Below are 23,297 nucleotides of genomic sequence, written 5' to 3' on the forward strand. Positions count from 1 at the left end.
GCACGGCTACGCCAGACGCCGCTGTGCTCCTGCCACTACCGCCTGTCCGAGCGCCAGGCCGCCGTCGTTGGCGGGCACCTGCCGATGCGTCAGCACGCGAAAACCCGCCACGCCCAATCGCCCGGCCACCTGTTCGAACAGGACGCGATTCTGGAAAACGCCGCCCGACAGCGCGACACTGCGGGCGTCGACCGGTTCTGCCAACAAGTCGGCCAGGCCCTCGACCATCCGCACGATCGCGATCGCCAGCCCCTTATGAAAACGCGCGGCGATGACCGGCACGGGCGTGCCGCTGCGCAGGTCGTCGAGCAAGGCTTCCCACATCGGCCACGGTTCGATGCAACGCAAACCGTGCGGTACGGTGCTGGTGATTTCGAACTGATAGGCGCAAGCGTCGCGCTCGTCGCGCAGCGCGCCCATATCGACCAGCGCCTCCAGTTCAACGGCCGCCTGTCCTTCGTAAAGCACGCGCTCGCGACACACGCCGAGGGTCGCGGCCACCGCATCGAACAAACGGCCCGCGGAACTCGCGAGCGGGCTGTTGACGCGCTGCGCAATCATCGTATCGAGGACGGCGCGCGGACGACTGCTCAGAAACCGCTCGATGTCGAGCCCGGCGTATTGCCGCGTAAAGCCGGCCCAATCGAATGCCGCGTGCAGATGCGCGTAAGCATTGCGCCATGGCTCGTCGATGGCGCGCGTTCCGCCGGGCATGGCCACCGGTTTGAACAGACCTAGCCGAGTGAAGCCGCGGTAGTCCGCCAGCATGAATTCGCCGCCCCATAGCGTGCCGTCGTCGCCCAGACCAAGACCGTCGAGCGCAACACCGAGCATGGGCGGCGCATCGAGCGCGACTCCGTTTTCGGCCATGCACGCGGCAAGATGCGCGTGATGATGCTGCACCTCGACAACCGGTATTTGCCACGCTTGCGCGAGGTTGCAGCCGATTTTGCGCGACAGATACTCGGGATGAAAGTCGACCGCAATGGCATGCGGTTCGTGTTCGAAGAGCCGCAGGTATTGCATAACGGAGCGGCGATAGTCCGCGTAAGTCAGCGCGTCTTCCAGATCGCCGATATGGTGCGAAACGATCGCCTGGGCGTTGCGCGTCAGACAAAAGGTGTTCTTGAGCTCGCCGCCCATCGCCAGCACCGCAGGCGTAGCGGCGAAACCGTCGGGCAACAGCAGCGGCGCCGGCGCGTAGCCCCGCGCGCGCCGCAGCATGCGCGTTTCGCCCAGCACCACGCGCGTCACCGAATCGTCGACGCGGCGCGCGATGTCGCGATCGTGCATCAGGAAAACATCGGCGATGCGGCCGAGGCGCGCGCGCGCATCCGCGTTGTCGATGCACGGCGGCTCTTCGCTGGTGTTGCCGCTCGTCATCACGAGGGCGGTATCGATCGACTCCATCAGCAACCGATGCAACGGCGTGGACGGCAGCATGAAACCGAGCGTGCCGACACCGGGCGCGACGCTCGCCGCAACACGCTCGGCGCCGTCCGCACGCAGAATCACGATGGGACCGCCCGCGCTATGCAGCAACGCGCACTCCGTCTCGCCGGCCGTGCCGTAGCGGCGCACCGCTTGCAGATCGCGCGCCATCAGCGCGAACGGCTTGCGCTCGCGCCGTTTGAGCCGGCGCAAACGCGCAACCGCCGTTTCATCGCAGGCGTCGCAGGCGAGCTGGAAACCACCCAGCCCCGTGATCGCGACGATCGAGCCGTGCCGCAACAGCAGACTAGCCGCGCGACAGGGATCGTCGGCATCGGCGCGCTCGCCGTCCCTGCTTTCCAGCCAGACGCGCGGCCCGCATACCGGACAGGCAACCGGCTGCGCATGAAAACGACGGTCACCCGGATCGTCGTACTCAGCGCGGCAGGCGTCGCACATCGCGAAGGCGGCCATCGTCGTGTTGGCGCGATCGTAGGGAATCGCCTCGACGATCGACAGACGCGGTCCGCAATGCGTGCAATTCGTAAACGGATAGCGATAACGTCGGTTCGCAGGGTCGGCGATCTCCGCGGCGCATGCGGCGCAGATCACCGCGTCGGGTGTGACGGCGGTCTGCACATGGCCGGCTACGCTCGCGACGATACGGAAATCACTGACGTCCGCCGTCTCAGTCAATTCATGCCGCTCGATCGCGTCGATCCGCGCAAGCGGCGGGCATTCTGCGCTCAGGCTCCTGATAAATCGCTCGATCGTCCATGCATCGCCCCACGCATGAATCAGCACGCCGTCGCTATCGTTGCGCACGTCGCCGACAACGCCGCAAGCATGCGCAAGCCGCCATACCGTCGGTCTGAAGCCGACGCCTTGCACCAATCCGCGCACACGGATTTCCTCGCCGACCGGCTGCGTGACGGTCGGACGGTGTCCAGAAGGTTGCGCTTGAGTGCTCATCGCCCACTCCACGGACCGATGCCGCTTACATGTTGCGGATCCGCAAATAACGCTTGATGTCTTTCATATTCGCCAGCAGACCGGCCACCAGCGCCGGTAATACGAGGTACTTCAAGAATCCTTTCATCACGCCCTCCCACCTCAGGGATATTTCACGCCGTATCGCTGCCCGACCGCCGCTCAAGCCGCGCGCGCGGACAGCCGTTCCATCCTTGCCGTCACCAGCTTCACGACCAGTTCTACCGCCTGCCCGACCGCTGCCGCCACCGCCGTGCTCAAACCCATCCGTCCTTCTTCACCCTGCTCGAAACCGAAGTCATTCGGCTCGCAGCCGAGCACGACGATGTCCTCGCAGCCACCGCCGAGCATCCTCACCGATTGCAGCACCTTGGCCGGATCCATTTCGTGCGGCGACATCAGCATCGGCACCGCATAGGGATCGCTGTCCTCAGCGCTCGCCTCCTCATGCGATGGTTCAATCACATACAGCGTGCCCGGCACGCCACCGCGCTGGGTGGCGTCGATCAAAATCGCACTGTCCACGCCGTCCAGCAGCGCATAGCAAAGGTCGATGCCGCGAATGCCGAAGTCGGCGACGCTCACACCAGCACCGAACGCCGGCAGTTCACCCGCCGCAAGCTTTTCCTGAAGACGGCGCGCCACTTCGACGCCGAAGCCGTCGTCGCCGAAAAACACGTTGCCGATGCCGGCGACCAGAATGGCGCTCATGCGTGGCTCCCGTTTCCGCGTTCATTCCCGCTTCCGTTCCCATCACGGCCGGATCGCCCCACGAGCGGCTCGATTTCGTCCGGGGCGAAAAAGAAGCGATGACCCGGCATGCGCTGCATGCCGAAATCTTTACCGGGGTCGTCGTCGATCGTCACGGCAACGTGCACGTGACCGTCGAAATCGCGTTCGATCGATTCGATCGTCGCCACCATGCCGCTCAATGCAATATCGAAGATGTCTGCACGGCCGTGTGGACGCAACCGGACCTGGTCGCTCACCCTGATCTCGACGCCCGCCACGCGCACGCAAGCGAGATGCGGCCGCGCATCCAGCTCGGCCCACGGCGAGACCGGCACGTGAGGTTCTTCCGGCGGAGTGACCGCACCCACGCTCGCCGCATCGATCGTACGCAGTTGTCGCAAGGTGCCGTGCAGCTTTTGCATCTGCTCGGCGCCAAGACTCTCGGTGCGTGCGAGCAATTCACGCGCGCGCTCGTCAGTGGCGATCATTTCGCGCTTTTCGTCGTCCGTCATCGTGAGAATGCGCAGCGTGAGGATCTCGTCGATCTCGGTGGCGTCGAACAGATCGCCGGTGCTTTCGGGCGCAATCTGCGGGAAATCGTAGAGAATGATCGGCGATGCGAGCATCGTGTCGGGCTGTTGTTCATTGCCGACCAGCACCGGCCACACGCCGATATTGCGGCATGCGGCGGCCGCCGCGGCAAGCTCGGTGGGCGGATCGATTGACGAGACCCATTCGCCGCCCATGATAGTCAGCACCGTATGACACGACACCAGTGCGTACAGCGACGCCGCGTCACGTTTCAACGTGCCGGCATCCGCAAGGGGCGTCTCGTTGATGATGCGCACTCTCAAACGAAAAGCGTCGGCCGCCACGCTCGCCGCACTCACTTCGACGCGGCCTTCCAGCGATGCGCGCGTGCGGCGCAGCGCCCCGCGCAGCGTGCCGTGCCGGTCGGCAAGCGGTTCGAGATCGCAGGCCGCTTCGAATAAAAACGGGATCTCGCGCCCTTCGTGCAGCAGTTCCCCAAGCATGAGAGCCGGCACGGCAATATGCCGCTCGGCCGCTTCCTGCCAGGGGGAGTAGCGCCGTTCGTCGATATCGAGCCGCTGCACCATGCGCCAGGCCGGCCGGTCCTGCGCCGGCCGCGCGTTCGGCGCGTCATCCACATCCAGCACCACCCTCTCGATCACTTGCAGAAAGCCGGGCCGCACCGCGACCCGGGTGCGCTCATCGCCGCGCAGCAGGCACTCGGTCTGCGTCACCCATGGATCGCTGCCGGACGCCTCGGCGTAGGCACGGGGATACACGCCGCCGAACGTCCAGCGTTGCCGGTTCTTCACCGAGGTCGGCCGGTACGGATACAGCATGTAGCCTTCGTACAGCACCGCCTGCACCACGCTCTCGACCGCGTTCACGATATGTCCTCCTCGAGACCGTCGAGCAGGCCCGCTACGGCCTGCTCCCAACTCGTGAGACCACGCCGGCTCTTGTAGCGCGAAAGGCGATCGAACACATCCCGGTGCAGGCACAGCCAGGCGCCGTTCGGGTAGTAGCGGCTCATCATGTCGCGCCATAGCGAGACCGGCAGACGGAACGCCGCTTCCTTGTGCCACGGAATCGGTGCGGCTTGCAGGGCGCCATTGTCTTCGCGATAGAACACGGTGCCGCTGAATTGCAGCATCAGCGGAATTTCGCCGTTTTCCAGACCATGAAAATATTTCGTTGCGGCGACGTTGAAGTCGTAGCTGCATGGCACCGGCAAATCGAGCGTGCACTCGCCGGTGAAGGGCGGTGCTATCACCGTCGTATGCGTCCAAAGCAGCGTGCGCAGCGTCTCGCCCCAACGCGGCGGCACGCCGAATAGGTCCTTGAGCCCGTACTGCTCGACGGGCGTGTAGCGGCGCCTGGTTGCCTCGATCTGGATCTGGCATTGCAAGGTAATGCTGGCGATGTCTTCCTGCGGCGGCGTGCTCACGACCCGCAGCCTGAACGTCAGGAGCGGCGCCGTCGCGAATGGGACGACTTCGGCCGACTCGACAGTGAACGCGAGGTCAGGCACGGAGGAGGCCCTCCGGCACACGGCCGTCGGTCTTGAGCGCGGCAAAGAAACGATGAATCGCGTCCCACGCCTCCCTGCCGCCCGAGAGGCCGCGCCAACGCGCGCGGATCACGCCGGTCAGCGCGTAGCATTGGTCGATCGGCACGCGGTAGTAATCGCGCACGCCTTCGCTGCGGTTGACCAGCAGCGCTTCGACGTCGGGCTCCAGTTGCGCGAGCAACGGATTGTCGGCAACCAGTTCGTCCCACGCGGACAATTCCAGTAGCGATTGGGTGCCGCCGGCCGGCCCGGGATAGAGCGCGACGACGCGCTGTGCCTGACTGTCGTGAAAGAAGAAAGCGATATCGATGGGAATCGCCAACGCGTCCCACTGCGCGTCGCTCATGCGGAAGCCGTCGAGATAATGCGCGTCGCGCGGCACAGGACGGTAACGCGCATTCTGCTGATTGCCGAAGAGCAGCGCGCAGGCGCGGCAACAGCAGTACAACCGGCGTTTGGTGGTTTCGAACAGATGCGGATGATCGGATAGAAGCGGCGCGCCGCACAACTCGCATTGCACATCGTCGGCTTTGCGGACGAAATGGCGCACGCGCGCGACCCAACCGCGTGTCGTGGTGGCGGCGGCAGTCATCGCGCGCCGGCCTCGGTCCGGCTCGTCACCTCGGTGTGGTTCGGCACAAAGCGCAGTTCATGCACGTTGACTTCCGGCAGGCCAGCGATCTCGACGCGCATCGCTTCGGGCGCCGCGTCGAAAATCGCGCGCTCTATTTCCCGCTGCAATTCGCCGACCGAGTTGTGCTTGCCCTGCAAGCGGCCGGTCACTTGCACGCGCACAGCGTCTTGCGCCGCATCCAGCAGTTCGATCTGAATGCCCTGCGCACCGAGCAGCGGCCGCATTTTCTCGACCGCGCGCGACACGCGTGCCGACAGATCGCGTGGATGCAGACCATGCAGAAGCAGCAACGCCGATACTCCGGCGTCGCGCTCGAATGCCTCGACCATGGCGTCGTCCAGCACGCCCGCCGCCGAAACGATTTCCATCAGACGCGCGAGTCCGTTCGTATGCAGATCGAGCACGACCTGAAGTAGTTCTTTGGCAGGCTCACGCGCGCGCGGGTCGTCGAGCGCTTCCAGCGCGGCAATCAGTTCCTCGATGCGGTGTTGCTGGGCGGCGACCGCACTCTCGTTGCTCACGTGTGCGCTCCCTGCATCACGCCGAAGGTCGGCGAGTGCGATGTATCGATCGTCTTGCCATTGCCGACGTACATATGCACACCGCACGGCAGACACGGATCGAAACTGCGCACCGCGCGCATGATGTCGATGCCCTTGAATTTGTCCGGGCCGTTCTCTTCGAAGATCGGTGTGTTCTGTACCGCGTCTTCATACGGTCCAGGCGTGCCGTAAATATCGCGTGGATTGGCATTCCACGGGGTTGGCGGATACGGGTGATAGTTGGCGATCTTGCCCTCACGAATCACCAGATGATGCGAGAGCACGCCGCGCACCGCTTCATGGAAGCCGCAACCGATCGCCTCTTCCGGCACCGTGAATGCGCTGAACGTGTGGGTGCGGCCCGCATGCAATTCAGCCAGCGCCTGTTCCGCGAAGTACAGGGCAGCCGCCGCCGAATAGGCCTGAAAATAGGTGCGGGCGCGATCGCGTTCAATCGCATTGCTCCATTTCGGAATCTTCCATTCGAATTCGACTTCGGGCTTCAGCGCGGTCTTCGGCAAATAGATCTTCACACTGTGACCGGTCGCCTTGATGTAGCCGATATCGACGAGACCTGCCAGCGCAGTCGCCCACAGCCGTGCAATCGGGCCGCCGCCCGTGTCGAGAGCAAGGTGGTCGCCCGTGCGCTTGTCGAGCCAGCGCGGCGACATTACCCACGTGTAGTTACCGTCGAATTTGCGCTTTTGCGGATGCGGCAGCGTGGTCTGATTCCACGGATGCTTGCGGTCGACGGGATTGCCGAGCGGATCGTTCTTGACGAAAGTCTCTTCATGATCCCAGTCGTCGTAATAGGAGCTGCCCAGCAGAATGCGAATGTTCAGGTTGATGTCGACCAGATCGGTCGTCACCAGTTCGCCGTCGACCACCACGCCCGGCGTGACGAACATGCCACGGCCCCATTGCGTCATGGAGTTGTAGCTGTAGTCGCACACGTTCGGGTCCTGGAACGAACCCCAACAGCCCAGCAGAACGCGGCGCCGGCCGACCTCTTCATAACCGGGCAATGCTTCGTAGAAGAAGTCGAACAGATCGTCATGCAGCGGCACGACCTTCTTCATGAACTCGACGTACTTCATCAGACGCGTGATGTAATCCGTGAACAACTGGATAGTCGGCACGGTGCCCACGCCGCCGGGATAAAGCGTCGATGGATGCACGTGGCGCCCTTCCATCAGACAGAACATTTCGCGCGTGTAGCGGCTGACCATCAAGGTCTCGCGATAGAACTCGCCGGTAAACGGATTGAGCGCCGTCATGATGTCGGCGATCGTTTTATACCCGTGCTTGTCCGCGTGCGGTGCGGGTGCTTTCTGTGCCTTGGCCCATACGCCAGGGTTGGTCTCCTTGACCATCTGCTCGCAGAAATCCACGCCCACCAGGTTGTCCTGGAAGATGTTGTGGTCGAACATATACTCGGCCGCTTCGCCCAAATTGACGATCCACTCGGCAATCGCCGGCGGTTTCACGCCGTACGCCATGTTCTGCGCGTAGACGGAACAGGTCGCGTGATTGTCGCCGCAGATGCCGCAGATGCGGCTTGTGATGAAGTGCGCGTCGCGTGGATCCTTGCCCTTCATGAAAATGCTGTAGCCACGAAAGATCGACGATGTGCTATAGCACTCCGCCACGCGGCGGTTCGCAAAATCAATCTTGGTGTAAATGCCCAGACTGCCGACGATCCGCGTAATCGGATCCCAATTCATTTCGATCAGCTTGCCCGGCGTTGCCTGGGTGCTTGCAGTCGCTTCAGGTGCGGTACTAACGGCCATGACCTTCTCCCTGCTGACAAGTCGAATTCCACTCACTACGCCGCCAGATCAGCGACGGTAACCGGTGGTGAGTTCCGAACGGTTGTGACGCCATTTCGGCTCGTCGTTGAGCGTGTTTTTGGTCAGCTTTCGCAAGCTGCGAATCAGCGGCCCATAGCTCTTGATGAGATTCGACGACAGCACCGATCCCGGTGGCTGATCCATGAACGGCATGAACTTGTCCGGAAAGCCCGGCATCGTGCAGCCGATGCAGATGCCGCCCACATTCGGACAGCCGCCAATGCCCGCCATCCAGCCGCGCTTGGGCACATTGCACTGCACGACCGGCCCCCAGCAACCCAGCTTGACGATGCAGTTCGGGCTGCCGTATTCAGTGGCGAAGATCGCCTGTTCGTAGGAGCCCGCGCGGTCGCAACCGTCGTGGACCGTGCGCGTAAACAGCCACCTCGGCCGCAACGCGTCGTCCAGCGGAATCATCGGCGCAAGACCCGCCAACTGATAGAGCAAGTAGAGCAACGTCTCCATGAAGTTATCCGGCTGCACCGGACAGCCAGGCACATTGACGATCGGCAGTCCCGCTTTCGACTTCCAGTCCCAGCCGAGATAATCGGCGAGGCCCATGCAGCCGGTCGGATTGCCTTCCATTGCATGGATACCACCATAAGTCGCGCAGGTGCCCGCGCCCACCACCGCCAGTGCGCGTGGCGCAAGACGGTCGAGCCATTGCGGAATCGTGATCGGTTCGTGCGTATCGGGGTCGGTGCCCAACGCGGCCCAATATCCCTCGCGATTAATACGCTCGTTTGGAATAGAGCCTTCCATGACCAGCACGAAGTTCTCGAGCTCGCCACGCGCGGCCTGATGAAACGGCTTGAGAAACTCGTCGCCGTTTTCATACGCTAGTACGGGGTTATGCAAGTGCACTTTCGGCAGACCGGGAATCGCACCGAGAATAACGTCCTCGATGCTGGGCTGAGCCGCCGCGGTAATCGATACCGAATCACCGTCGCAGCCGAGGCCCGCGGTAATCCAGATGATGTGCACTTCCTTGAGAGCCGGCGCGTGCTGAGTCTTGCGCCCATAGGGGACGTTATCTGCTTCTGCCATGATGTGTGTCTCCACTGCGAACCACGTTCTTTTCAGTCCAGGCAAAGATACGTGGCGAGTGCCGCACGGCAGTCACGTGTCCAGCAATCGATCGGCAAAAACTCCGCATGATGCGGTCAATTGGATCGGATTTGCTGCATGTATTACTGGGTATGGGTGCTCACCGTGATGAGCCCGAGAAACGTCTTCGAGTATAGTTCAGCGATGCGAAATAACCCAATTTCGGTAAATAACTCACTAAACATTGCCGGCGTAACGATCCGGCAAGCATGCCTTTTGTAATTCTCAGACGAGATGGCTCTTAAGGGTTTACGCCCTTGCCCCCGTAAGCGCCATAAATCGCAATCATTGAATTGTTACGACGATCACGAGCGAATCTCGAGTTCCTCGAATCTCATCCATTTGTAGAACGCAACCGACAATAGCCAGCCCGCCAGAAACACGCCGATGATTACGTAGCCGAGCATGCCGAAATTGTCGTTCAGCTTTCCCATTGCCTGCCAGAATGCGCCGCTTAGATGCAGTTGGTCGCCAAGCAGGCCGAGGCCTTCAATACCGCCGACAATCACCGCCACCAGTGCCGAGATCGTGGTGATCGTGATGTTGTAATAGAGCTTGCGGACCGGCCTCACGAAGGCCCAGCCATAGGCGCCCAACATCAGGATGCCGTCGGTGGTGTCGATCAGGGTCATGCCGGCCGTGAACAGCACCGGAAACACCAGAATCGACCAGATCGACATGCCTTGCGCGGCACCGGCGGCGGATATGCCGAGCAGCCCGACTTCCGTTGCGGTATCGAAACCCAGCCCGAAAAGGAAGCCTAACGGGTACATGTGCCAGCTTCGAGTGATGAGGCGAAACAGCGGCCGGAAAATCCGCGCGAGAAAACCGCGATTGGCGAGCAGCATGTCGAGATCTTCATCGACATAAGCTTCGCCCCGGCGCACGCGCTGAAATGCGCACAGCACCGAGCGCAGCACGATCAGGTTCAGGAGCGCAATGGCAAACAGGAAGAAGGTCGATACCAGCGTGCCGATCACTCCGCCGACTTCTTTCATACTCTCCATCCGGCTTTGCAGGGCCATGGCTGTTGCGGCAATGCCGAGCGTCGCCAGTACCACGATAGTGGAATGCCCGAGCGAGAACATCAGCCCTACTGTCACCGGACGCTGGCCGGACTGCATCATCTTGCGCGTGACGTTGTCGATGGCCGCGATGTGGTCCGCGTCCACTGCATGTCTCAGGCCAAACGAGTACGCAAGCAGGCACGAACCCATCAGCAGCGGGTAGTTGCGAAACGCCACGAAGGCTGCCGCCCACGCAGCGATATTGAATGTAAGTAGTAACGCGTAGACCCACGCGACTTCAGTGCGTTGGTGGCCGCGTTGAGTCCCGAGGAGTGCCTTCATAAGCTCAGCCATGTGCTTCTACCCGGATGCCAAGGCAGGCGTGTCGCGCGAAGAGCGCCCGACGCCTGTTTCGGATCATAGTACTTTCCACGGCGCTGTCACGTTAAAGCGTTTCCGGCGCATTGGCGGCGAGGCGGCGCCAGCAGAACTTCGCGCGCCTCGTCGAGCGGGTTAACTAGAAACACCCGTGATCTGTAGCAGCAGGATCAGGTTCAGAATCAGCACGGCGACGGCACCCGCTACTGCCGCGACTGTCGTCAGACGGCTGTTGCGATAGCGTCTCATCAGCGCGCGGCGTGAGGTGAGCCACAACGGCCGCGCGTCCCCCGCGTCTGGCTCGGGAACACCGCTTGCGCGCCAGCGGAGTACCTTTTTTAAAGGAGGTGAATCATGGGCTCAATCAACCCGCAAGGTGGCATCCGCCGCGGAGCCGGCATCGTCGGCAGTGGTATGGGTGAAGGACCGGGGCCTGACATCATGGCCGCGCAACGCTCGATGGGGACAAGGTCATGTCCTCTGACGGCGAACACGTGGGGAAGATCTCAGACATCATGCTCGACGTCGGGAATGGACGCATTGCCTACGCAGTACTTTCAGCGGGAGGTTTTCTCGGAATGGGTTCTAACCTTCATGCTATCCCGTGGAGTGCGCTGACCCTCGATACGGACGAGAAGTGCTTCGTCGTCGACATCACGGCACAGCGCCTCAAGGACGACCCGGGATTTGACAAGGACCACTGGCCGATGATGGCCGACGCGAAGTGGGGCGAGTCGACGTATAGCTATTACAACCGGCAGCCGTACTGGTCAGCGACCCGTGGCGTGGTGGAAAGCGACCCGGGCCGAGCGAGCACTGAGAACCTCGACAAGTAAGCAATGCCACGCGGACGGCCAGTCCGTTGCTGCAGACCTACGTCGCCGCGACCCACTGCGGTAACGTAGGTGCGTGTTCAAGTGCCGACGAGGCGCAGTTGTCTCTTGTGTCCGCCCGGATAAGATCGTGCTGTGGATTGCCGATGCTCGGCGGTGTCGCGCGACGCGAAATGCAAATGCGCGCGCGATCACCTGGATCGCCGAGCTGATTTATTGGCTAGCACCGGAGGCCGCTGCGGTCGCACCAGACATACTTGCCATGCTGGCGGCGGCCGCCGCCGCGCCATAGCTCGTATCCGCAGTGCTGCCGGTTGCCGCGTTGCCATTCATCACTCCGCTGCTGGCCATTACGGAACTGGCGGCGGTGGACGTATCCCCGCTGTCGTTAGCGGAGCGTTTGCAGCCCGTAGTCGCGCTCAATAACACTATCGCTGCCACGATCAGCGCCTGTTTGCCCGCGCTTTGTCTGGATTGCTGTTTCATCACTCTCCTCCCTGGCCGGTCAAGCGAACCCGCGCCGGCATCACGCGCGCACGACCTCGGCTTCTATCGTCGGTGTTGCCGAACGAAGTGGTCACCACTACTCGGGCGTTACTGTTGACGCTGTTCTCCAATTACGCAGCAAGGGCTATGCCTCGCGGGGAGATGTCTGTCTATCTACAAGGCGTTGTTTGCATCCGTCCGCCTGCTGCGATGCGACGCGATCAGCGCATCCAACTGGCCAAGATCGGCAGGTTTGACCAGATGACAATCGAAACCGGCCTCGAGGCAACGCTGCAGGTGCTCCTCACCTGAATATCCGCTGATCGCGATCAGCAATGCACCGGTAAGATCTTGCATTGCCCGCAACCGGCGCGCGACCTCATAGCCGTTCATTCCCGGCAGGCCGATATCGAGCAGCACCACGTCCGGGCGGAAAGCCTCGGCGCCCCGTAATGCAGACTCCCCATCGCTGGCAACCTGCACGTCGTGGCCGTCGAGCCGCAACAGTGCGGCGCTGCTCTCGGCCGCGTCGACGTTGTCGTCAACGACGAGAATCCGGTAGTGACCAGCCCGGGTCGCGGCAGGTGCATCGGATCGAGCCGCAGGCTCCGGTGCGGTGCCCAGCGGCAGCACCGGAAGCTCGACGACAAACGTGCTGCCGCGATCCAGGCCGCCGCTGAAGGCGCGCACGGATCCATGATGGAGTTCGACCAGACGTCGCACCAGCGCCAGACCCAGTCCAAGCCCCGCCGACTTGCGATCGAGCGACCGGTCCGCCTGTACAAACACATTGAAGATCTCCGGCAGCAGGTCCGCCGTCATGCCGATACCGTCATCGGTGACAGTCAGTACAGCGGCGTCCCCGCTTCGTTCAAGTGAAACCCGTATGTGGCCGCCGTCTGGCGTGTACTTCACCGCGTTACCCAGCAGGTTGGTGACGACCTGTTCAAGCCGCATTGCGTCCCCATCCATCGTCACGCTTTGCTCGGGCAAATTGAGCGTCACCTCGTGCCGCCGCATGCGAATCTCTTCGCGCAATGTTTCGGCTGCATGGCGGACCGCGGTGACTAGATCGACGCGTTTCGGCTTGAGCGTGATGATGCCGCGCGTGATACGGGAGACATCGAGCAGGTCATCGACCAGGCCAATCTCATGGTCGAGCTGTCGCTGAACCGCGGCCTGTGCGTTCCTGACCGAGTCCGCGTCCGCGTCGTCGCGCTGCCAGATCTGCAAGCCGTTGCGGATCGCCGCCAGCGGATTGCGCAGCTCGTGCGCCAGCATCGCGAGAAACTCGTCTTTCTGATGATCGGCCGCGTGCAGGCGCTCGACCGCCTCGTGCTGTCGCGTCATATCCTCGATAGTGAGCAGGATCAGCGCTTTACTGGGCCATGCTACGCGCGCCGCGTTCAGCCGCATCGTGCGCAACCCGATAACCGGGAATTCATGGGTGATCTGGTAGTCCCGGACGATGGTCTTCTCGGGAAGGATCTCGTCCAGTAACTCGCGCAGTGCCGGAATGTTCCACTGCTGATTGCCAACGTCATACAGCCGGATGCCGAGCGTTGCCTCGGGAGTGGTCGCGAATACCTCATAAAAGGCGTGGTTGGCGCGAGTAATGCGCAGATCCGGCTCCAGCACCAGGAGCGGCTCCGAGATTGTCTCGACGATAGCCTCGGCGTAATCGCGCGCCTGCGCGACCTCGTCGTGCAGCTCCTTCAATTCGCGGACACGATAGCGCAACTCGTCGTTCGTGGTGGAGAGCTCTTCGTTGATCGACTGGAGTTCCTCCTTCGCGGTTTCGAGTTCCTCGTTGGTACTCTGGAATTCCTCGTTGCTCGAAAGCAGCTCTTCCTCGTTCGACTTAAGCTCTTCACGCGCGCTCGCATGCTCCTCGATCGTCGCTCGAAGCTGCGCACGCGTGGCATCCAGTTCGGTGTTCAGACGGGCAATTTCGGCTGCACTGTCGCGATTGGCCTGCGAACTGCGCCACTCACGGCTGCGCTCTATGGTTCGGAGCAGGAGAGTTCCGATCGCGCCATTGCCGGTCTGGCGCCTGGCTGAACGTTGCGCCGGATCTTCAAAGAACACCATGAACCAGCGGCCGTCGATGCCGGCAACGTGTACCGGATGGACCTCAAGACCCGCCTCCCTGGTCCCCTCAACCGTGTCGACACGCAGGCCCTCCCGGCGCACGGCAATGCCATCCCGGCGGGCCTGCCTGACCGCATCACTGACTGCCAGATAAACTTCCGGCCGCGCCAGTCGCTGCAGGTTGGTGCTCGGCGGCCCGTCCGGGTTGACCAGATACGCGCCAGTGTCGCCGCGGAACTCGATGATGTTCAGTTCGTCGTCGCACAACACATAGGGCGGCGAATATCGCGCGAGCGCCTTGAGTTCCGCCTCCCGTCGCAGACGTTCGGCGTTGGGCGGCTCGCCATGGTTTTCCGATGAACCAGGGGATCGAACCGGCAGGGAGGGCGCGGACGTCAGGCCAAGGGGGCGGCTCCCCGATCGCCCGGGACGGGGTTTCTTGCTATAGAGCTTTGTCCGCCGGTTTTCAATCACCCCGAACAGTTCGGAAAAGGCGCCGACGGTCTCCGAAGGTCCGAGCATCAGCACGCCGTCGGGATTCAGCGCGTAATGAAAAAGCGGCATGACGCTGCGCTGCAGGACCGGATCCAGGTAAATCAGCAGATTGCGGCAACTGACGAGATCCATACGCGAAAACGGCGGATCGGTGGCAACGTTGTGGCGGGCGAAGGTACAGATATCGCGGATCCGCTTGCCGACGCGATAGTACTCACCGTCCCGGGTAAAGAAGTGCTCCAGCCGTTCGGACGAAACGTTGCGCGCGATGTTCTCGATATAGCGTCCGGCACGGGCCGTGTCCAGCGCATCGACGCTCACGTCGGTGCCAAAGATCTGGATCGACGTGTCCGCTGCGCGTTCGCCCAGATACTCCATCAGGCAGATGGCGATCGAGTAAACCTCCTCGCCAGTCGCGCAACCGGGAACCCAGATGCGGATCGGCACACCGATATCACGATCGGCAAGCAGGCGCGGAAAGACCGTCTGGCGAAGCGCGTCGAAGGTCTCGGGGTCGCGGAAAAACTCGGTAACGCGGATCAGCAGATCCCGTCCCAGCGCGACGACTTCAGCCTGATCGGATTCCAGGACTGCAATATAGTCCGCGACCGACGAGAGCTGACGCAACGCCATCCGTCTGGACAGCCTGCGTTCGATCGTTCCGCGCTTGTAGTGGGCAAAGTCGATATTGCAGACCTTTTGCAACAGCCTGAATACCGGTCGCAGGCCCCGCTCGCCCTGAGTCGCCATGGTCTCATCGAGTGGCGGCTGAGGCAGGGTCGCGATTTGCGCGATTTCTTCGGCGATCTGTCGCGGTGACAGCACACGGTCAACGCATCCGATGCTGATGGCCGCGTGAGGCATGCTGCCAAAACGGGCCGACGCCTCGTCCTGTGCAAACGTGATGCCCCCTGCGTCCTGGATCGCCTGCAGGCCAAGTGCCCCATCGGAACCACTGCCCGACAGAATGACCCCGATCGCGTTGGCGCCCTGGTGAATAGCTAGCGACTGCAGCAGATCATCGATCGGCATGGGCGGCCCGAGGACTCCGGTGCGTGGGCGCAGTCGGATGCGCAGTCCGTCAACCAGCATCCGGGTATTGGGCGGAATGACATAGATGTGGCCAGCCTCAATGACCATCCCCTCGGCCCCTTCCAGAACAGGCATGAGGGTCCGCGTGGCCAGGATTTCTGGCAGCATGCTCGGTCGGGACGGGTCGAGGTGCTGCACGATGAGGAGCGCCAGTCCGCTCGCGGGAGCGACGGCTGCGATGAGCTCAAAAATTGCCTCAAGGCCACCCGCAGACGCGCCGATACCTACAATCGGAAAAGCTGGAAGAGCTGGCTCTTCTCCCGCCATTTCAGTTTTCATCAGGAGCTGGTCTCGGCTCAGAAGCAAACGCGCATTTTGACACGTCCCTCCACATTTTAGGCCCGTCTGGCCATGAAGGAACAACCGGCCCCGCACTCATCAATCGCCGGGTCGGGCACGCGCGTTGCGCACTACCATTGGCAACAGGGACGCCGTAACCGCGGGTCAATGTCGCGACGATCAGCCGGCACCAGCGACGGTGCGGATGGTACACCGATTGATGTACATTGCCGCCCGGCCCGGGTAACGGAGTTCGCATGCGATCCAACGTCACCTCCTCATCAACGCAGGAGCGTCCGACCAGCCCGTGGCATGAGAAGCTCGGCCCAGGGGTAATTACCGGTGCAGCCGACGACGACCCGAGCGGCATTGCCACCTACTCGCAGGCTGGCGCGGCATTCGGCTATAACATCCTGTGGACGATCCCGCTCACGTATCCGCTGATGGTCGCCATCCAGATCATCAGTGCGCGTATCGGGCGGGTCAGCGGCCATGGGCTGGCAACAAATATTCGCCACCACTACCCGGTCTCGCTTCTCTACGGCGCAGTGGTGCTTCTGCTTGTCGCCAATACGATCAACATTGCCGCCGACCTGACCGCTATGGGCGCAGCCGTCAATCTGGTCGTGGGCGGACCCACCCGCGTTTACACGGTCGGGCTCGCCCTGTTTTCACTTGTCCTGCAGGTTTTCGTCCCCTACAAAAGCTACGTAAAGGTGCTCAAATGGCTCACGCTCGCGCTGTTTGCGTACGTAGGCGTCGTGTTTGCCGTAAAGATTCCGTGGATGACTGTGGCGGCTCGAACCGCGATTCCCCACCCGATATGGAGTAGCGCCTATCTGACAACCATCGTCGCGGTGTTCGGCACAACCATCAGCCCGTATCTGTTTTTCTGGCAGGCCTCCCAGGAGGTAGAGGACCTGGAAGCAGCCGCCGGGCAACACGCGCTGAAGAAGGCGCCCTGGCTGGCCCTGAGGAACCTGAGACGCATTGGTTCCGATACCTGGATCGGCATGGGCTTCTCGAACCTGATTGCGTTCTTCATCATACTTACGACGGCCGCGACCCTCCACGCCCACAACGTGACCGATATTCAGACCTCCGCACAGGCCGCGACGGCACTCAAACCGATCGCTGGACAGTTTGCATTCCTGCTTTTCAGCCTCGGCATCATCGGCACGGGATTGCTTGCGTTGCCAGTTCTCGCCGGCTCGGCCGCCTATGCGATAGCCGGGGCCTTCAGATGGAAAAACAGTCTGGAACTGGAACCGCGTCTCGCGAAGCGGTTCTACGGGATCATCGTGCTGGCGACCGTCGTAGGCCTTGCGCTCGGCTTCACGTCTATCGACCCGATCAAGGCGCTGTTCTGGAGTGCCGTCATCAACGGCGTGACGTCGGTCCCGATCATGGTACTCGTGATGAAGATGGCGGCGCATCCCGGCGTTATGGGGGAATTCACCATCGCAGGTAGTGTCCGGATTGTGGGCTGGCTTGCGACCGGTGTGATGGGTGTAGCGGTAGCGGCAATGTTGGTACTTCTGACGGTTTAACGGCCGACCGCGAAGCCGGCCGCGACGTTGCGCAGCCGTACTATCGCTGATCAATGGAAAATGAGGTACAGAATGACCAGAACGACCAGTGGTACGCCAAGTAGCCAACCAAGTAAGTAAGGCATTGTGTGTCCTCCCGTGAAGGGTTTAGTAGATCCCGCACTGGAGAACCAGCATCACGCGTTCCCGGCAATGCGTTCGAAGGAGCAGACAGGAAGACGCAGCCGTCCGAACGATTGGCTCGATGCTGACCAGTTGTTCCGGCAGTCGGTTCTGCGTTGAATCAACCGATGATGGGGAGCTCGACGCGAAAGAGACGTGGTCATGCAAACCTCTAAAGCGTCGTCCATTCACGCGATGATCGAGGTGGAGCTTCGTACCCGGCTGCCCACAAAGCACTGACGGGCGACCCGCAGAAGGACGTTGACGAGGGCTATGTGGAGCACTTCCTGGACGAGCCGCGCATCGTTACTCGGGAATGGCCGGTTGCATTGCGAACAGAATCATGGAATGACCCGCAGAAAATCGGAGGGCAGAACGCCTCCCGCGAGGGTGTTACGGAAACAGCACAGCGAATCGTGTGCAACCCTTCCGGCCTGCTAGACTGGAAGTTCCCCTGCAATCCTTGGAGGGAGACATGACAACCGTCTACGTCGTGAAGACCGGCGAGAAGTTCCTCTGCACCGCAGAGGACGGCGATATCGGCTTGGCACCGGAGATTAAGGAAGCGACGTCCTTTCTCTCGTATGAAGAAGCGAATAAAGTGGCGAACGAGCACGCCGACCCCGGATACGAAATCGTGACAGTCAACGTCACGAGACGTTCTAATCAGCAGACAGCTGGTCCACAACCACTCGATAATTCGTGAAGTCCTCCATACTAAGTGGCACAGAGTGCCGCGGATGGAAATTGTCACCTTGGCCCCAAATCCACACCGCCGTTTCCGTGGCGTGCTGAATACCGCCACCGGGCGACCACCATAAACTCCCTCGCTTCCATGAGCATGGAGCCACTTCGTCTCAGTGCGGCCGGGGCTGGGTGAAAACGCATGCTGAATTCAGTGGCTCTGCATCTTATGCTGTACTCCTTATCGAGTTGCAGCCGCCACCGCCTCGTCGATCTGCAGCGCAAAGCGCGCCTCAACATTGGGCACCGTGTAGCCAATTGACAGTTCCAGGTACGCGTCGCCTAGCACCAAATTAATGAATGTCGCTGCCCGCAATGCAGCAGTCGATTCGTCAAATCGCTTTCGCAGAAATGTTGCGGCGAAGGCACGCACGACCTTTGCACCATTTTCGTAAAACACCTGGCCGAGCTCCGGAAGACGCTCGGCCTCAGCAACGATGGCCCGGTAAAGCCGCAGATTATCCGGCGTGGTAAGGATGTGTGCCAACGCCCATCCCAACTCGCGCAACTGGACTTCGGGTGATCCATCGGATTGCTCGTCCTGAGCGCTGGCAAGAAATTCACCCACCTGAGCGCACATCGAACTCACCAGACCAACGAAGAGCGCCTCCTTCGACTTGAAGTGGCGGTAGACCGTCTGTTTGCCGACGCCGGCGGCCGTGGCGACGTCGTCCATTGTTGCCAGGCCGAAACCCTGGCTTAGAAAAACGGTTTTTGCACCGTCGAGGATGGCGGACCGCTTACGGCGTTGTAGCGGGCTCAGGTCGGGGAGAGAAGACGTGTTCATGCCCGATAAATAACAGATCGCCAAGCAGTTGACAAGACTGACCAGTCTCGTTTACATTCATCGAAACGAGACCGATCAGTCTCGTTTTCGCACCCCGTCAACTTCGCGGGCAATCATTGAGATTGAGGGAAACACGATGGAACTGTTCATTACAGGTGGTACCGGCTATATCGGGCAAGCGGTCGCGCGCAAGGCAATCAGCCTTGGCCATCAGGTGACGGCGCTGGTGCGCGAAGACACGTCGGCGGCCGTGAGCGCACTAGCACGTCTCGGCGTGAAACTGCATGGCGGCGACTTGCGTGAGCCGCAGTCATTTGCTGCGGCTGCCGGTGCCGCTAATGGCGTGATGCACATGGCGTCGACCAACGATGCTTCCGCCCCCGGTGCTGACGAGGCCGCGGTCGAGGCGATGCTTGCTCATTTGCATCCGGGCGCGGCGTTCGTCTATACGTCGGGCACATGGGTCTACGGCAATACGGAGGGGAAGCCCGCAACAGAAGCATCGGCGCTGAACCCGACACCGCTCGTCGCCTGGCGGCCCGCGGTGGAGCAACACGTGCAGGCGCTAGCAGCACGCCGCTCGATTGCTGCAGTGATCCTCAGGCCGGCGATGGTGCACGGCTACGGCGGCGGCGTTTTCGGCATGCTTGCCGGCATGGCCCGTCAGACCGGCAGTGTGAGAGTCGTCGGCGATGGTCGCAATCACTGGCCTGCCGTGCACGTCGATGATCTCGCCACGGCCTATCTGAGCGCGGTGGAGCGGTTGGCAAGCGGGGACGTTCGAGTCACCGGAAAGACGTTCAACGTGATCGCGGAAGATGCCGTTGCAGTTGCCGAAATGGGTGAAGCGATTCGCACCTCGATCGGCGCCGACCGCGTCGAATTCTGGCCGCTCGACGACGCTCGCAAATCGCTTGGGCCATTTGCCGACGCACTGGCGCTCGACCAGACGGTAAGCGGCCAGCTTGCCCGGCAAGTTCTTGCGTGGGAACCTCACGGCCCCGGCCTGATTGCGGACCTCTCTGCACAAAAACACTTTCAGCAGATCAACGGAGCATGATGATGGCGTGGAACAGTGCGTCTTTCGAATCGATCCTCACGATGATCGCAGCGGTTCTGTTCGCGGTTGCTGGGGTGGTCAATCTCGCAAGACCCAGTGCGGTGAAGCGCGACTTCGCGCGCTGGGGTTATCCGGCATGGTTTCAATTGCTCTGTGGCGCACTCGAGCTGCTCAGTGCGGCACTTCTTCTTGGACAACAAACCAGAGTCTTAGGTCTGACGCTGGCCGGTGCGATCATGATCGGCGCGCTCTTTACGTTGGTACGGAATCGGGAGCCGTTCGGGCATATCGCCCCGGCGCTGATCTTCTCGGCTCTCATTGTGGTTACTGCGGCGGTCCGCGGTTGAGGCTTCCTCGCCACCAGGCGAGTGGGCCTGGGACGCTATGCCTGGAACCCATATTGCCCTTGGCGAAGGTCCGTTGTTGGGAGCGACGACCGTCGCTTGTGGGTCGCTAGCTGATGCCTGGCATCAGCGCCAGAACTCGATAAGCCGCCCGGCAAGGGCTTTGCCCTAGTTGTAACCGGCTTGAGCGGCAGGCGGACGCGTCGACAGATCCATCATGTTGGCGCCGAACGCGTTGAGCGAGTCGCTGTCCGGGAAGATCGTCTCGACTTCGCTGCCACCTGCGCGGAGTTCGTCGACCTGTGCGGCAAGCTGCATGCCCCATTCCAACGGATGCCGCGATCTGCCACCGAACGGTGACAGCACCAGCACCCGTGCATATCCAGCCGCCAGATCGGCATTCTCGTTGCGTCGGTAGCCGCCGTCGATGTATCGCTTCTCGCCGATGCTGTAGGGAGGGACACCGAAGCCGTTGGAAGTGCTGGCGGCGACGGCGTCCACTAGGTCGACTCCGCTGTGGCGGTCGAACACGACCGGTTCACCGGTATGGGCATCGACCGCCGTGATGAACAACGGCCGTTCCGGCCAGCGCTGACTGGGCAAGCGGGCGGCGACGACAGCGCGCCACCGCGCTTGCCCGGAGCCGTCCGACGCCGCGTCCATCTCGAGCGCCGCCGCCCCCATTCTGCGGCGCATATCGGCCGCATCCGCAGCCGCGGCGATGATTCGGCTCGTGATCTCCATGTGGTTCGTCGCCGGCCCCATGGGAACGCGTCCACCCTCGGGGCCGTCTGGACCAGTCCGTTGCTGGGGTGCGGCGGAAAGGATGGCGGCAAGCAGTTCGGTCGCGCTCGCGCTGGTGATCTGGGCCGCCGCCGTCGATCCAGCCGACGTCCCGATGATCAGATCGGCCTCTGTCACATCCAGCCCCGCATCGAAAAGACCGGCGATTACGCCGATCTCCCACGCATTGCCGGCTGAGCCACCACCATGGAGGACCAACGCTCGCTCACGTCCAGTTGCCATGCCATTCCCTTTGTGGAGTGCTACGGTCACGTCGATGATTATTGAGTTCAACGAATGCGTACTGTCGACCCGGAGGGTCGTTCGAGATTGTCTGAAACAGGCAGTCGACACAACGTGATATGAGTCGCCAAGCCTACAGCGAAATGTTCCCGGACACGAATCACGTGCACATCATTCGGGCTACGACGCCAGGCTGGCAGCACGTGTTGCGGGCTCTCACGCCTAGCGCGAAGAGCGACGCTACCTGTGCGGAATGCACTCCGCTCTTCGTGTATAAAGGAGGAGGCCTGTACTAAGGGAGCCCGCCGTGCCCAACACCCCGCCGTCAAACGCGAACTCAACCGCTGAAAGTCCGCCCCCGTCCTCACCGCGAACCATCAAGCCGTGGGCCATCGGCGTCGCGTTCGTGCTGTTGCTCGGCATTTTGCTGCTGATCTTCAACCCTTTCCACAAGAGTCCGGATGAACGGGCGCTGAGCGAACTGGGATTCCTCAAAGGCACCTGCAACGACAGCGACGCGTCGACAGCCACGCCTGACTCGGCATGCCTGGCGTTGCGAGCGAAACCGACAATGACGGCATCTCAGGTCGCGGCCGCTGTGCCACATCTAAAGAATTCCGACCGCAAGATCGAACTGAATCTGAGCGGCACCCAGATCGATAACCTTGACTCGCTGAAGGAACTGGACGATCTGGAATCGCTTGACCTTACGGGCACGCCCGTCTGGAACATTGACGCCCTGAAGGAAATGCGCTCGCTAAAAAGGCTCGTGCTCCATCGCACCGAAGTCGAAAACATCGCCGCGCTGCAAGGGCTGACCGGACTGCAATCGCTGAACCTCTGGGATACCCGCGTCTCGAATCTCGACGCGCTCAAGAACCTGCACGATCTGCGAGATCTCGACCTGCGGGACACACAGGTTCGCGATCTCAATCCGCTCGAAGATTTGCCGCATCTGGAAACGCTCAAACTCGGGGGAGCGAGGAACGTCCGGAAGGTCGACGCGCTCAGCCAGATCTCCTCCTTGCAGACGCTCGACCTCAACGAAACCCAGGTCGGCAGCATCAGTGAGTTGAACAAGCTCCGCGGTCTGCAAGCGCTCTATTTGGCGAACACACCGCTGCAAGACATCGACGCACTAAAAGGAATGTCCTCACTCAGGACGCTCGTGCTGGACGGATCAAAGGTCGATGATATTGACGCGGTGCAGGGCATGCTCCAACTGGACACGCTGGTGCTCGCTCGCACGCAAGTGACGAATATCGATGCATTGAAGGGGCTCACCCGTCTGCAAAGGCTCAATCTCGCCGACACCCGGGTCGAGAACGTCGAGGCGCTGGCGGACCTGAAAAGCCTGCGAATGCTCAATCTCTTTCGCACCAGGGTTCGAAACATCGATCCACTGCGCGGTTTGACCGGTTTGCAGGAACTCTACCTTGCGAACACCCCCGTCGAAAACGTCGACGCGCTGAAAGGGCTCACTGGTCTGCGCGAGCTCGTTCTGTATGGCACTCAGGCCAGGAACGTCGACGATCTCAAAGCGGCGCTTCCAAAGACGCGAATCGTGTGGTGATCG

The 23,297-nt window shown here is 61.6% G+C and carries 19 protein-coding genes and 1 pseudogene; 6 read left to right on the forward strand and 14 right to left on the reverse strand.

Annotated features, from left to right (window positions below):
• Positions 1 to 6: 6 nt before the first annotated feature.
• From hypF to A6V37_RS11565, 10 genes are all read right to left on the reverse strand, one after another.
• Positions 7 to 2,403 (reverse strand): carbamoyltransferase HypF, encoded by a 2,397-nt coding sequence (hypF, locus tag A6V37_RS11525; protein ID WP_064285999.1) that lies wholly within the window; start codon positions 2,401 to 2,403, stop codon positions 7 to 9.
• A 25-nt stretch (positions 2,404 to 2,428) separates the two neighbouring features.
• Positions 2,429 to 2,530: a DUF6893 family small protein gene (locus A6V37_RS43125; protein ID WP_423213115.1), complete on the reverse strand. Its 102-nt coding sequence runs from the start codon at positions 2,528 to 2,530 to the stop codon at positions 2,429 to 2,431.
• Between the two features lie 53 nt (positions 2,531 to 2,583).
• The gene (locus A6V37_RS11530) at positions 2,584 to 3,132 is read right to left on the reverse strand and encodes a hydrogenase maturation protease (protein ID WP_064267737.1); all 549 of its coding nucleotides are present in this window, start codon (positions 3,130 to 3,132) and stop codon (positions 2,584 to 2,586) included.
• Complete coding sequence (locus A6V37_RS11535; RefSeq protein ID WP_064267739.1) at positions 3,129 to 4,571, reverse strand: hypothetical protein; 1,443 nt, start codon at positions 4,569 to 4,571, stop codon at positions 3,129 to 3,131. Before A6V37_RS11535 ends, A6V37_RS11530 begins: the two co-directional genes overlap by 4 nt.
• Positions 4,568 to 5,215, reverse strand: coding sequence for a DUF6084 family protein (locus A6V37_RS11540; RefSeq protein ID WP_064267741.1), 648 nt, complete (start codon positions 5,213 to 5,215; stop codon positions 4,568 to 4,570). The genes A6V37_RS11535 and A6V37_RS11540 overlap by 4 nt, the downstream gene beginning before the upstream one ends.
• Positions 5,208 to 5,846 carry a DUF5947 family protein gene (locus tag A6V37_RS11545; protein WP_064267743.1) on the reverse strand — a complete coding sequence of 213 codons (639 nt, stop codon included), beginning with the start codon at positions 5,844 to 5,846 and terminating at the stop codon, positions 5,208 to 5,210. The genes A6V37_RS11540 and A6V37_RS11545 overlap by 8 nt, the downstream gene beginning before the upstream one ends.
• Positions 5,843 to 6,409, reverse strand: a complete 567-nt coding sequence (locus A6V37_RS11550; RefSeq protein ID WP_064267745.1) for a NifU family protein — start codon at positions 6,407 to 6,409, stop codon at positions 5,843 to 5,845. Before A6V37_RS11550 ends, A6V37_RS11545 begins: the two co-directional genes overlap by 4 nt.
• A complete protein-coding gene (locus A6V37_RS11555; protein ID WP_064267747.1) occupies positions 6,406 to 8,220 on the reverse strand; it encodes a nickel-dependent hydrogenase large subunit in 1,815 nt (604 codons plus the stop codon). The genes A6V37_RS11550 and A6V37_RS11555 overlap by 4 nt, the downstream gene beginning before the upstream one ends.
• A gap of 48 nt (positions 8,221 to 8,268) precedes the next feature.
• A complete protein-coding gene (locus tag A6V37_RS11560; RefSeq protein WP_064267749.1) occupies positions 8,269 to 9,327 on the reverse strand; it encodes an NADH-quinone oxidoreductase subunit B family protein in 1,059 nt (352 codons plus the stop codon).
• A gap of 365 nt (positions 9,328 to 9,692) precedes the next feature.
• Entirely contained in the window at positions 9,693 to 10,748 is a 1,056-nt protein-coding gene (locus A6V37_RS11565) for a HoxN/HupN/NixA family nickel/cobalt transporter (protein WP_064267751.1), read from the reverse strand.
• Between the two features lie 378 nt (positions 10,749 to 11,126).
• Here A6V37_RS11565 and A6V37_RS11570 point away from each other — a divergent pair.
• Positions 11,127 to 11,608 (forward strand): annotated as a pseudogene (locus tag A6V37_RS11570) (PRC-barrel domain-containing protein).
• 210 nt (positions 11,609 to 11,818) lie between these two features.
• On the opposite strand, the gene A6V37_RS11575 reads toward A6V37_RS11570, so the two are convergent.
• Positions 11,819 to 12,091: a hypothetical protein gene (locus tag A6V37_RS11575; RefSeq protein WP_064267753.1), complete on the reverse strand. Its 273-nt coding sequence runs from the start codon at positions 12,089 to 12,091 to the stop codon at positions 11,819 to 11,821.
• Between the two features lie 174 nt (positions 12,092 to 12,265).
• Positions 12,266 to 16,048 carry a chemotaxis protein CheB gene (locus A6V37_RS11580; RefSeq protein ID WP_082902692.1) on the reverse strand — a complete coding sequence of 1,261 codons (3,783 nt, stop codon included), beginning with the start codon at positions 16,046 to 16,048 and terminating at the stop codon, positions 12,266 to 12,268.
• 257 nt (positions 16,049 to 16,305) lie between these two features.
• On the opposite strand from A6V37_RS11580, the gene A6V37_RS11590 reads away from it, so the two are divergent.
• Positions 16,306 to 17,598: an NRAMP family divalent metal transporter gene (locus A6V37_RS11590; RefSeq protein ID WP_064267758.1), complete on the forward strand. Its 1,293-nt coding sequence runs from the start codon at positions 16,306 to 16,308 to the stop codon at positions 17,596 to 17,598.
• Positions 17,599 to 18,235: 637 nt separating this feature from the next.
• Positions 18,236 to 18,466 (forward strand): hypothetical protein, encoded by a 231-nt coding sequence (locus A6V37_RS11595; protein ID WP_064267759.1) that lies wholly within the window; start codon positions 18,236 to 18,238, stop codon positions 18,464 to 18,466.
• 219 nt (positions 18,467 to 18,685) lie between these two features.
• Here the strand turns inward: A6V37_RS11595 and A6V37_RS11600 are convergent, their stop codons facing one another.
• Positions 18,686 to 19,291: a TetR/AcrR family transcriptional regulator gene (locus tag A6V37_RS11600; RefSeq protein ID WP_064267760.1), complete on the reverse strand. Its 606-nt coding sequence runs from the start codon at positions 19,289 to 19,291 to the stop codon at positions 18,686 to 18,688.
• Between the two features lie 136 nt (positions 19,292 to 19,427).
• On the opposite strand from A6V37_RS11600, the gene A6V37_RS11605 reads away from it, so the two are divergent.
• Both A6V37_RS11605 and A6V37_RS11610 read left to right on the forward strand, forming a co-directional pair.
• On the forward strand, positions 19,428 to 20,351 hold the full coding sequence (locus tag A6V37_RS11605) for an NAD-dependent epimerase/dehydratase family protein (RefSeq protein WP_064267761.1): 924 nt from the start codon (positions 19,428 to 19,430) through the stop codon (positions 20,349 to 20,351).
• Positions 20,348 to 20,698, forward strand: coding sequence for a DoxX family protein (locus tag A6V37_RS11610; protein WP_242665793.1), 351 nt, complete (start codon positions 20,348 to 20,350; stop codon positions 20,696 to 20,698). Before A6V37_RS11605 ends, A6V37_RS11610 begins: the two co-directional genes overlap by 4 nt.
• 165 nt (positions 20,699 to 20,863) lie before the next feature.
• Here the strand turns inward: A6V37_RS11610 and A6V37_RS11615 are convergent, their stop codons facing one another.
• Positions 20,864 to 21,721 carry a patatin-like phospholipase family protein gene (locus A6V37_RS11615; RefSeq protein ID WP_064267763.1) on the reverse strand — a complete coding sequence of 286 codons (858 nt, stop codon included), beginning with the start codon at positions 21,719 to 21,721 and terminating at the stop codon, positions 20,864 to 20,866.
• Between the two features lie 307 nt (positions 21,722 to 22,028).
• Between A6V37_RS11615 and A6V37_RS11620 the strand changes: the two genes are divergently transcribed.
• Positions 22,029 to 23,294 carry a leucine-rich repeat domain-containing protein gene (locus A6V37_RS11620; RefSeq protein WP_064267764.1) on the forward strand — a complete coding sequence of 422 codons (1,266 nt, stop codon included), beginning with the start codon at positions 22,029 to 22,031 and terminating at the stop codon, positions 23,292 to 23,294.
• The last annotated feature ends 3 nt before the right edge of the window (positions 23,295 to 23,297 follow it).

This window comes from Paraburkholderia ginsengiterrae, assembly GCF_001645125.1.
Lineage (GTDB): Bacteria > Pseudomonadota > Gammaproteobacteria > Burkholderiales > Burkholderiaceae > Paraburkholderia > Paraburkholderia ginsengiterrae.

Excerpts from the sequence above, each read along its gene's own strand:
- A6V37_RS11530 (WP_064267737.1), bottom strand. The coding sequence starts at position 3,132 with ATGAGCGCCATTCTGGTCGCCGGCATCGGCAACGTGTTTTTCGGCGAC.
- A6V37_RS43125 (WP_423213115.1), bottom strand. The coding sequence starts at position 2,530 with ATGAAAGGATTCTTGAAGTACCTCGTATTACCGGCGCTGGTGGCCGGT.
- A6V37_RS11590 (WP_064267758.1), top strand. The coding sequence starts at position 16,306 with ATGCGATCCAACGTCACCTCCTCATCAACGCAGGAGCGTCCGACCAGC.
- A6V37_RS11580 (WP_082902692.1), bottom strand. The coding sequence starts at position 16,048 with ATGAAAACTGAAATGGCGGGAGAAGAGCCAGCTCTTCCAGCTTTTCCG.
- A6V37_RS11555 (WP_064267747.1), bottom strand. The coding sequence starts at position 8,220 with ATGGCCGTTAGTACCGCACCTGAAGCGACTGCAAGCACCCAGGCAACG.
- A6V37_RS11545 (WP_064267743.1), bottom strand. The coding sequence starts at position 5,846 with ATGACTGCCGCCGCCACCACGACACGCGGTTGGGTCGCGCGCGTGCGC.
- A6V37_RS11595 (WP_064267759.1), top strand. The coding sequence starts at position 18,236 with ATGACAACCGTCTACGTCGTGAAGACCGGCGAGAAGTTCCTCTGCACC.
- A6V37_RS11615 (WP_064267763.1), bottom strand. The coding sequence starts at position 21,721 with ATGGCAACTGGACGTGAGCGAGCGTTGGTCCTCCATGGTGGTGGCTCA.
- A6V37_RS11600 (WP_064267760.1), bottom strand. The coding sequence starts at position 19,291 with ATGAACACGTCTTCTCTCCCCGACCTGAGCCCGCTACAACGCCGTAAG.
- A6V37_RS11610 (WP_242665793.1), top strand. The coding sequence starts at position 20,348 with ATGATGATGGCGTGGAACAGTGCGTCTTTCGAATCGATCCTCACGATG.
- A6V37_RS11565 (WP_064267751.1), bottom strand. The coding sequence starts at position 10,748 with ATGGCTGAGCTTATGAAGGCACTCCTCGGGACTCAACGCGGCCACCAA.
- A6V37_RS11575 (WP_064267753.1), bottom strand. The coding sequence starts at position 12,091 with ATGAAACAGCAATCCAGACAAAGCGCGGGCAAACAGGCGCTGATCGTG.
- A6V37_RS11605 (WP_064267761.1), top strand. The coding sequence starts at position 19,428 with ATGGAACTGTTCATTACAGGTGGTACCGGCTATATCGGGCAAGCGGTC.
- A6V37_RS11560 (WP_064267749.1), bottom strand. The coding sequence starts at position 9,327 with ATGGCAGAAGCAGATAACGTCCCCTATGGGCGCAAGACTCAGCACGCG.
- hypF (WP_064285999.1), bottom strand. The coding sequence starts at position 2,403 with ATGAGCACTCAAGCGCAACCTTCTGGACACCGTCCGACCGTCACGCAG.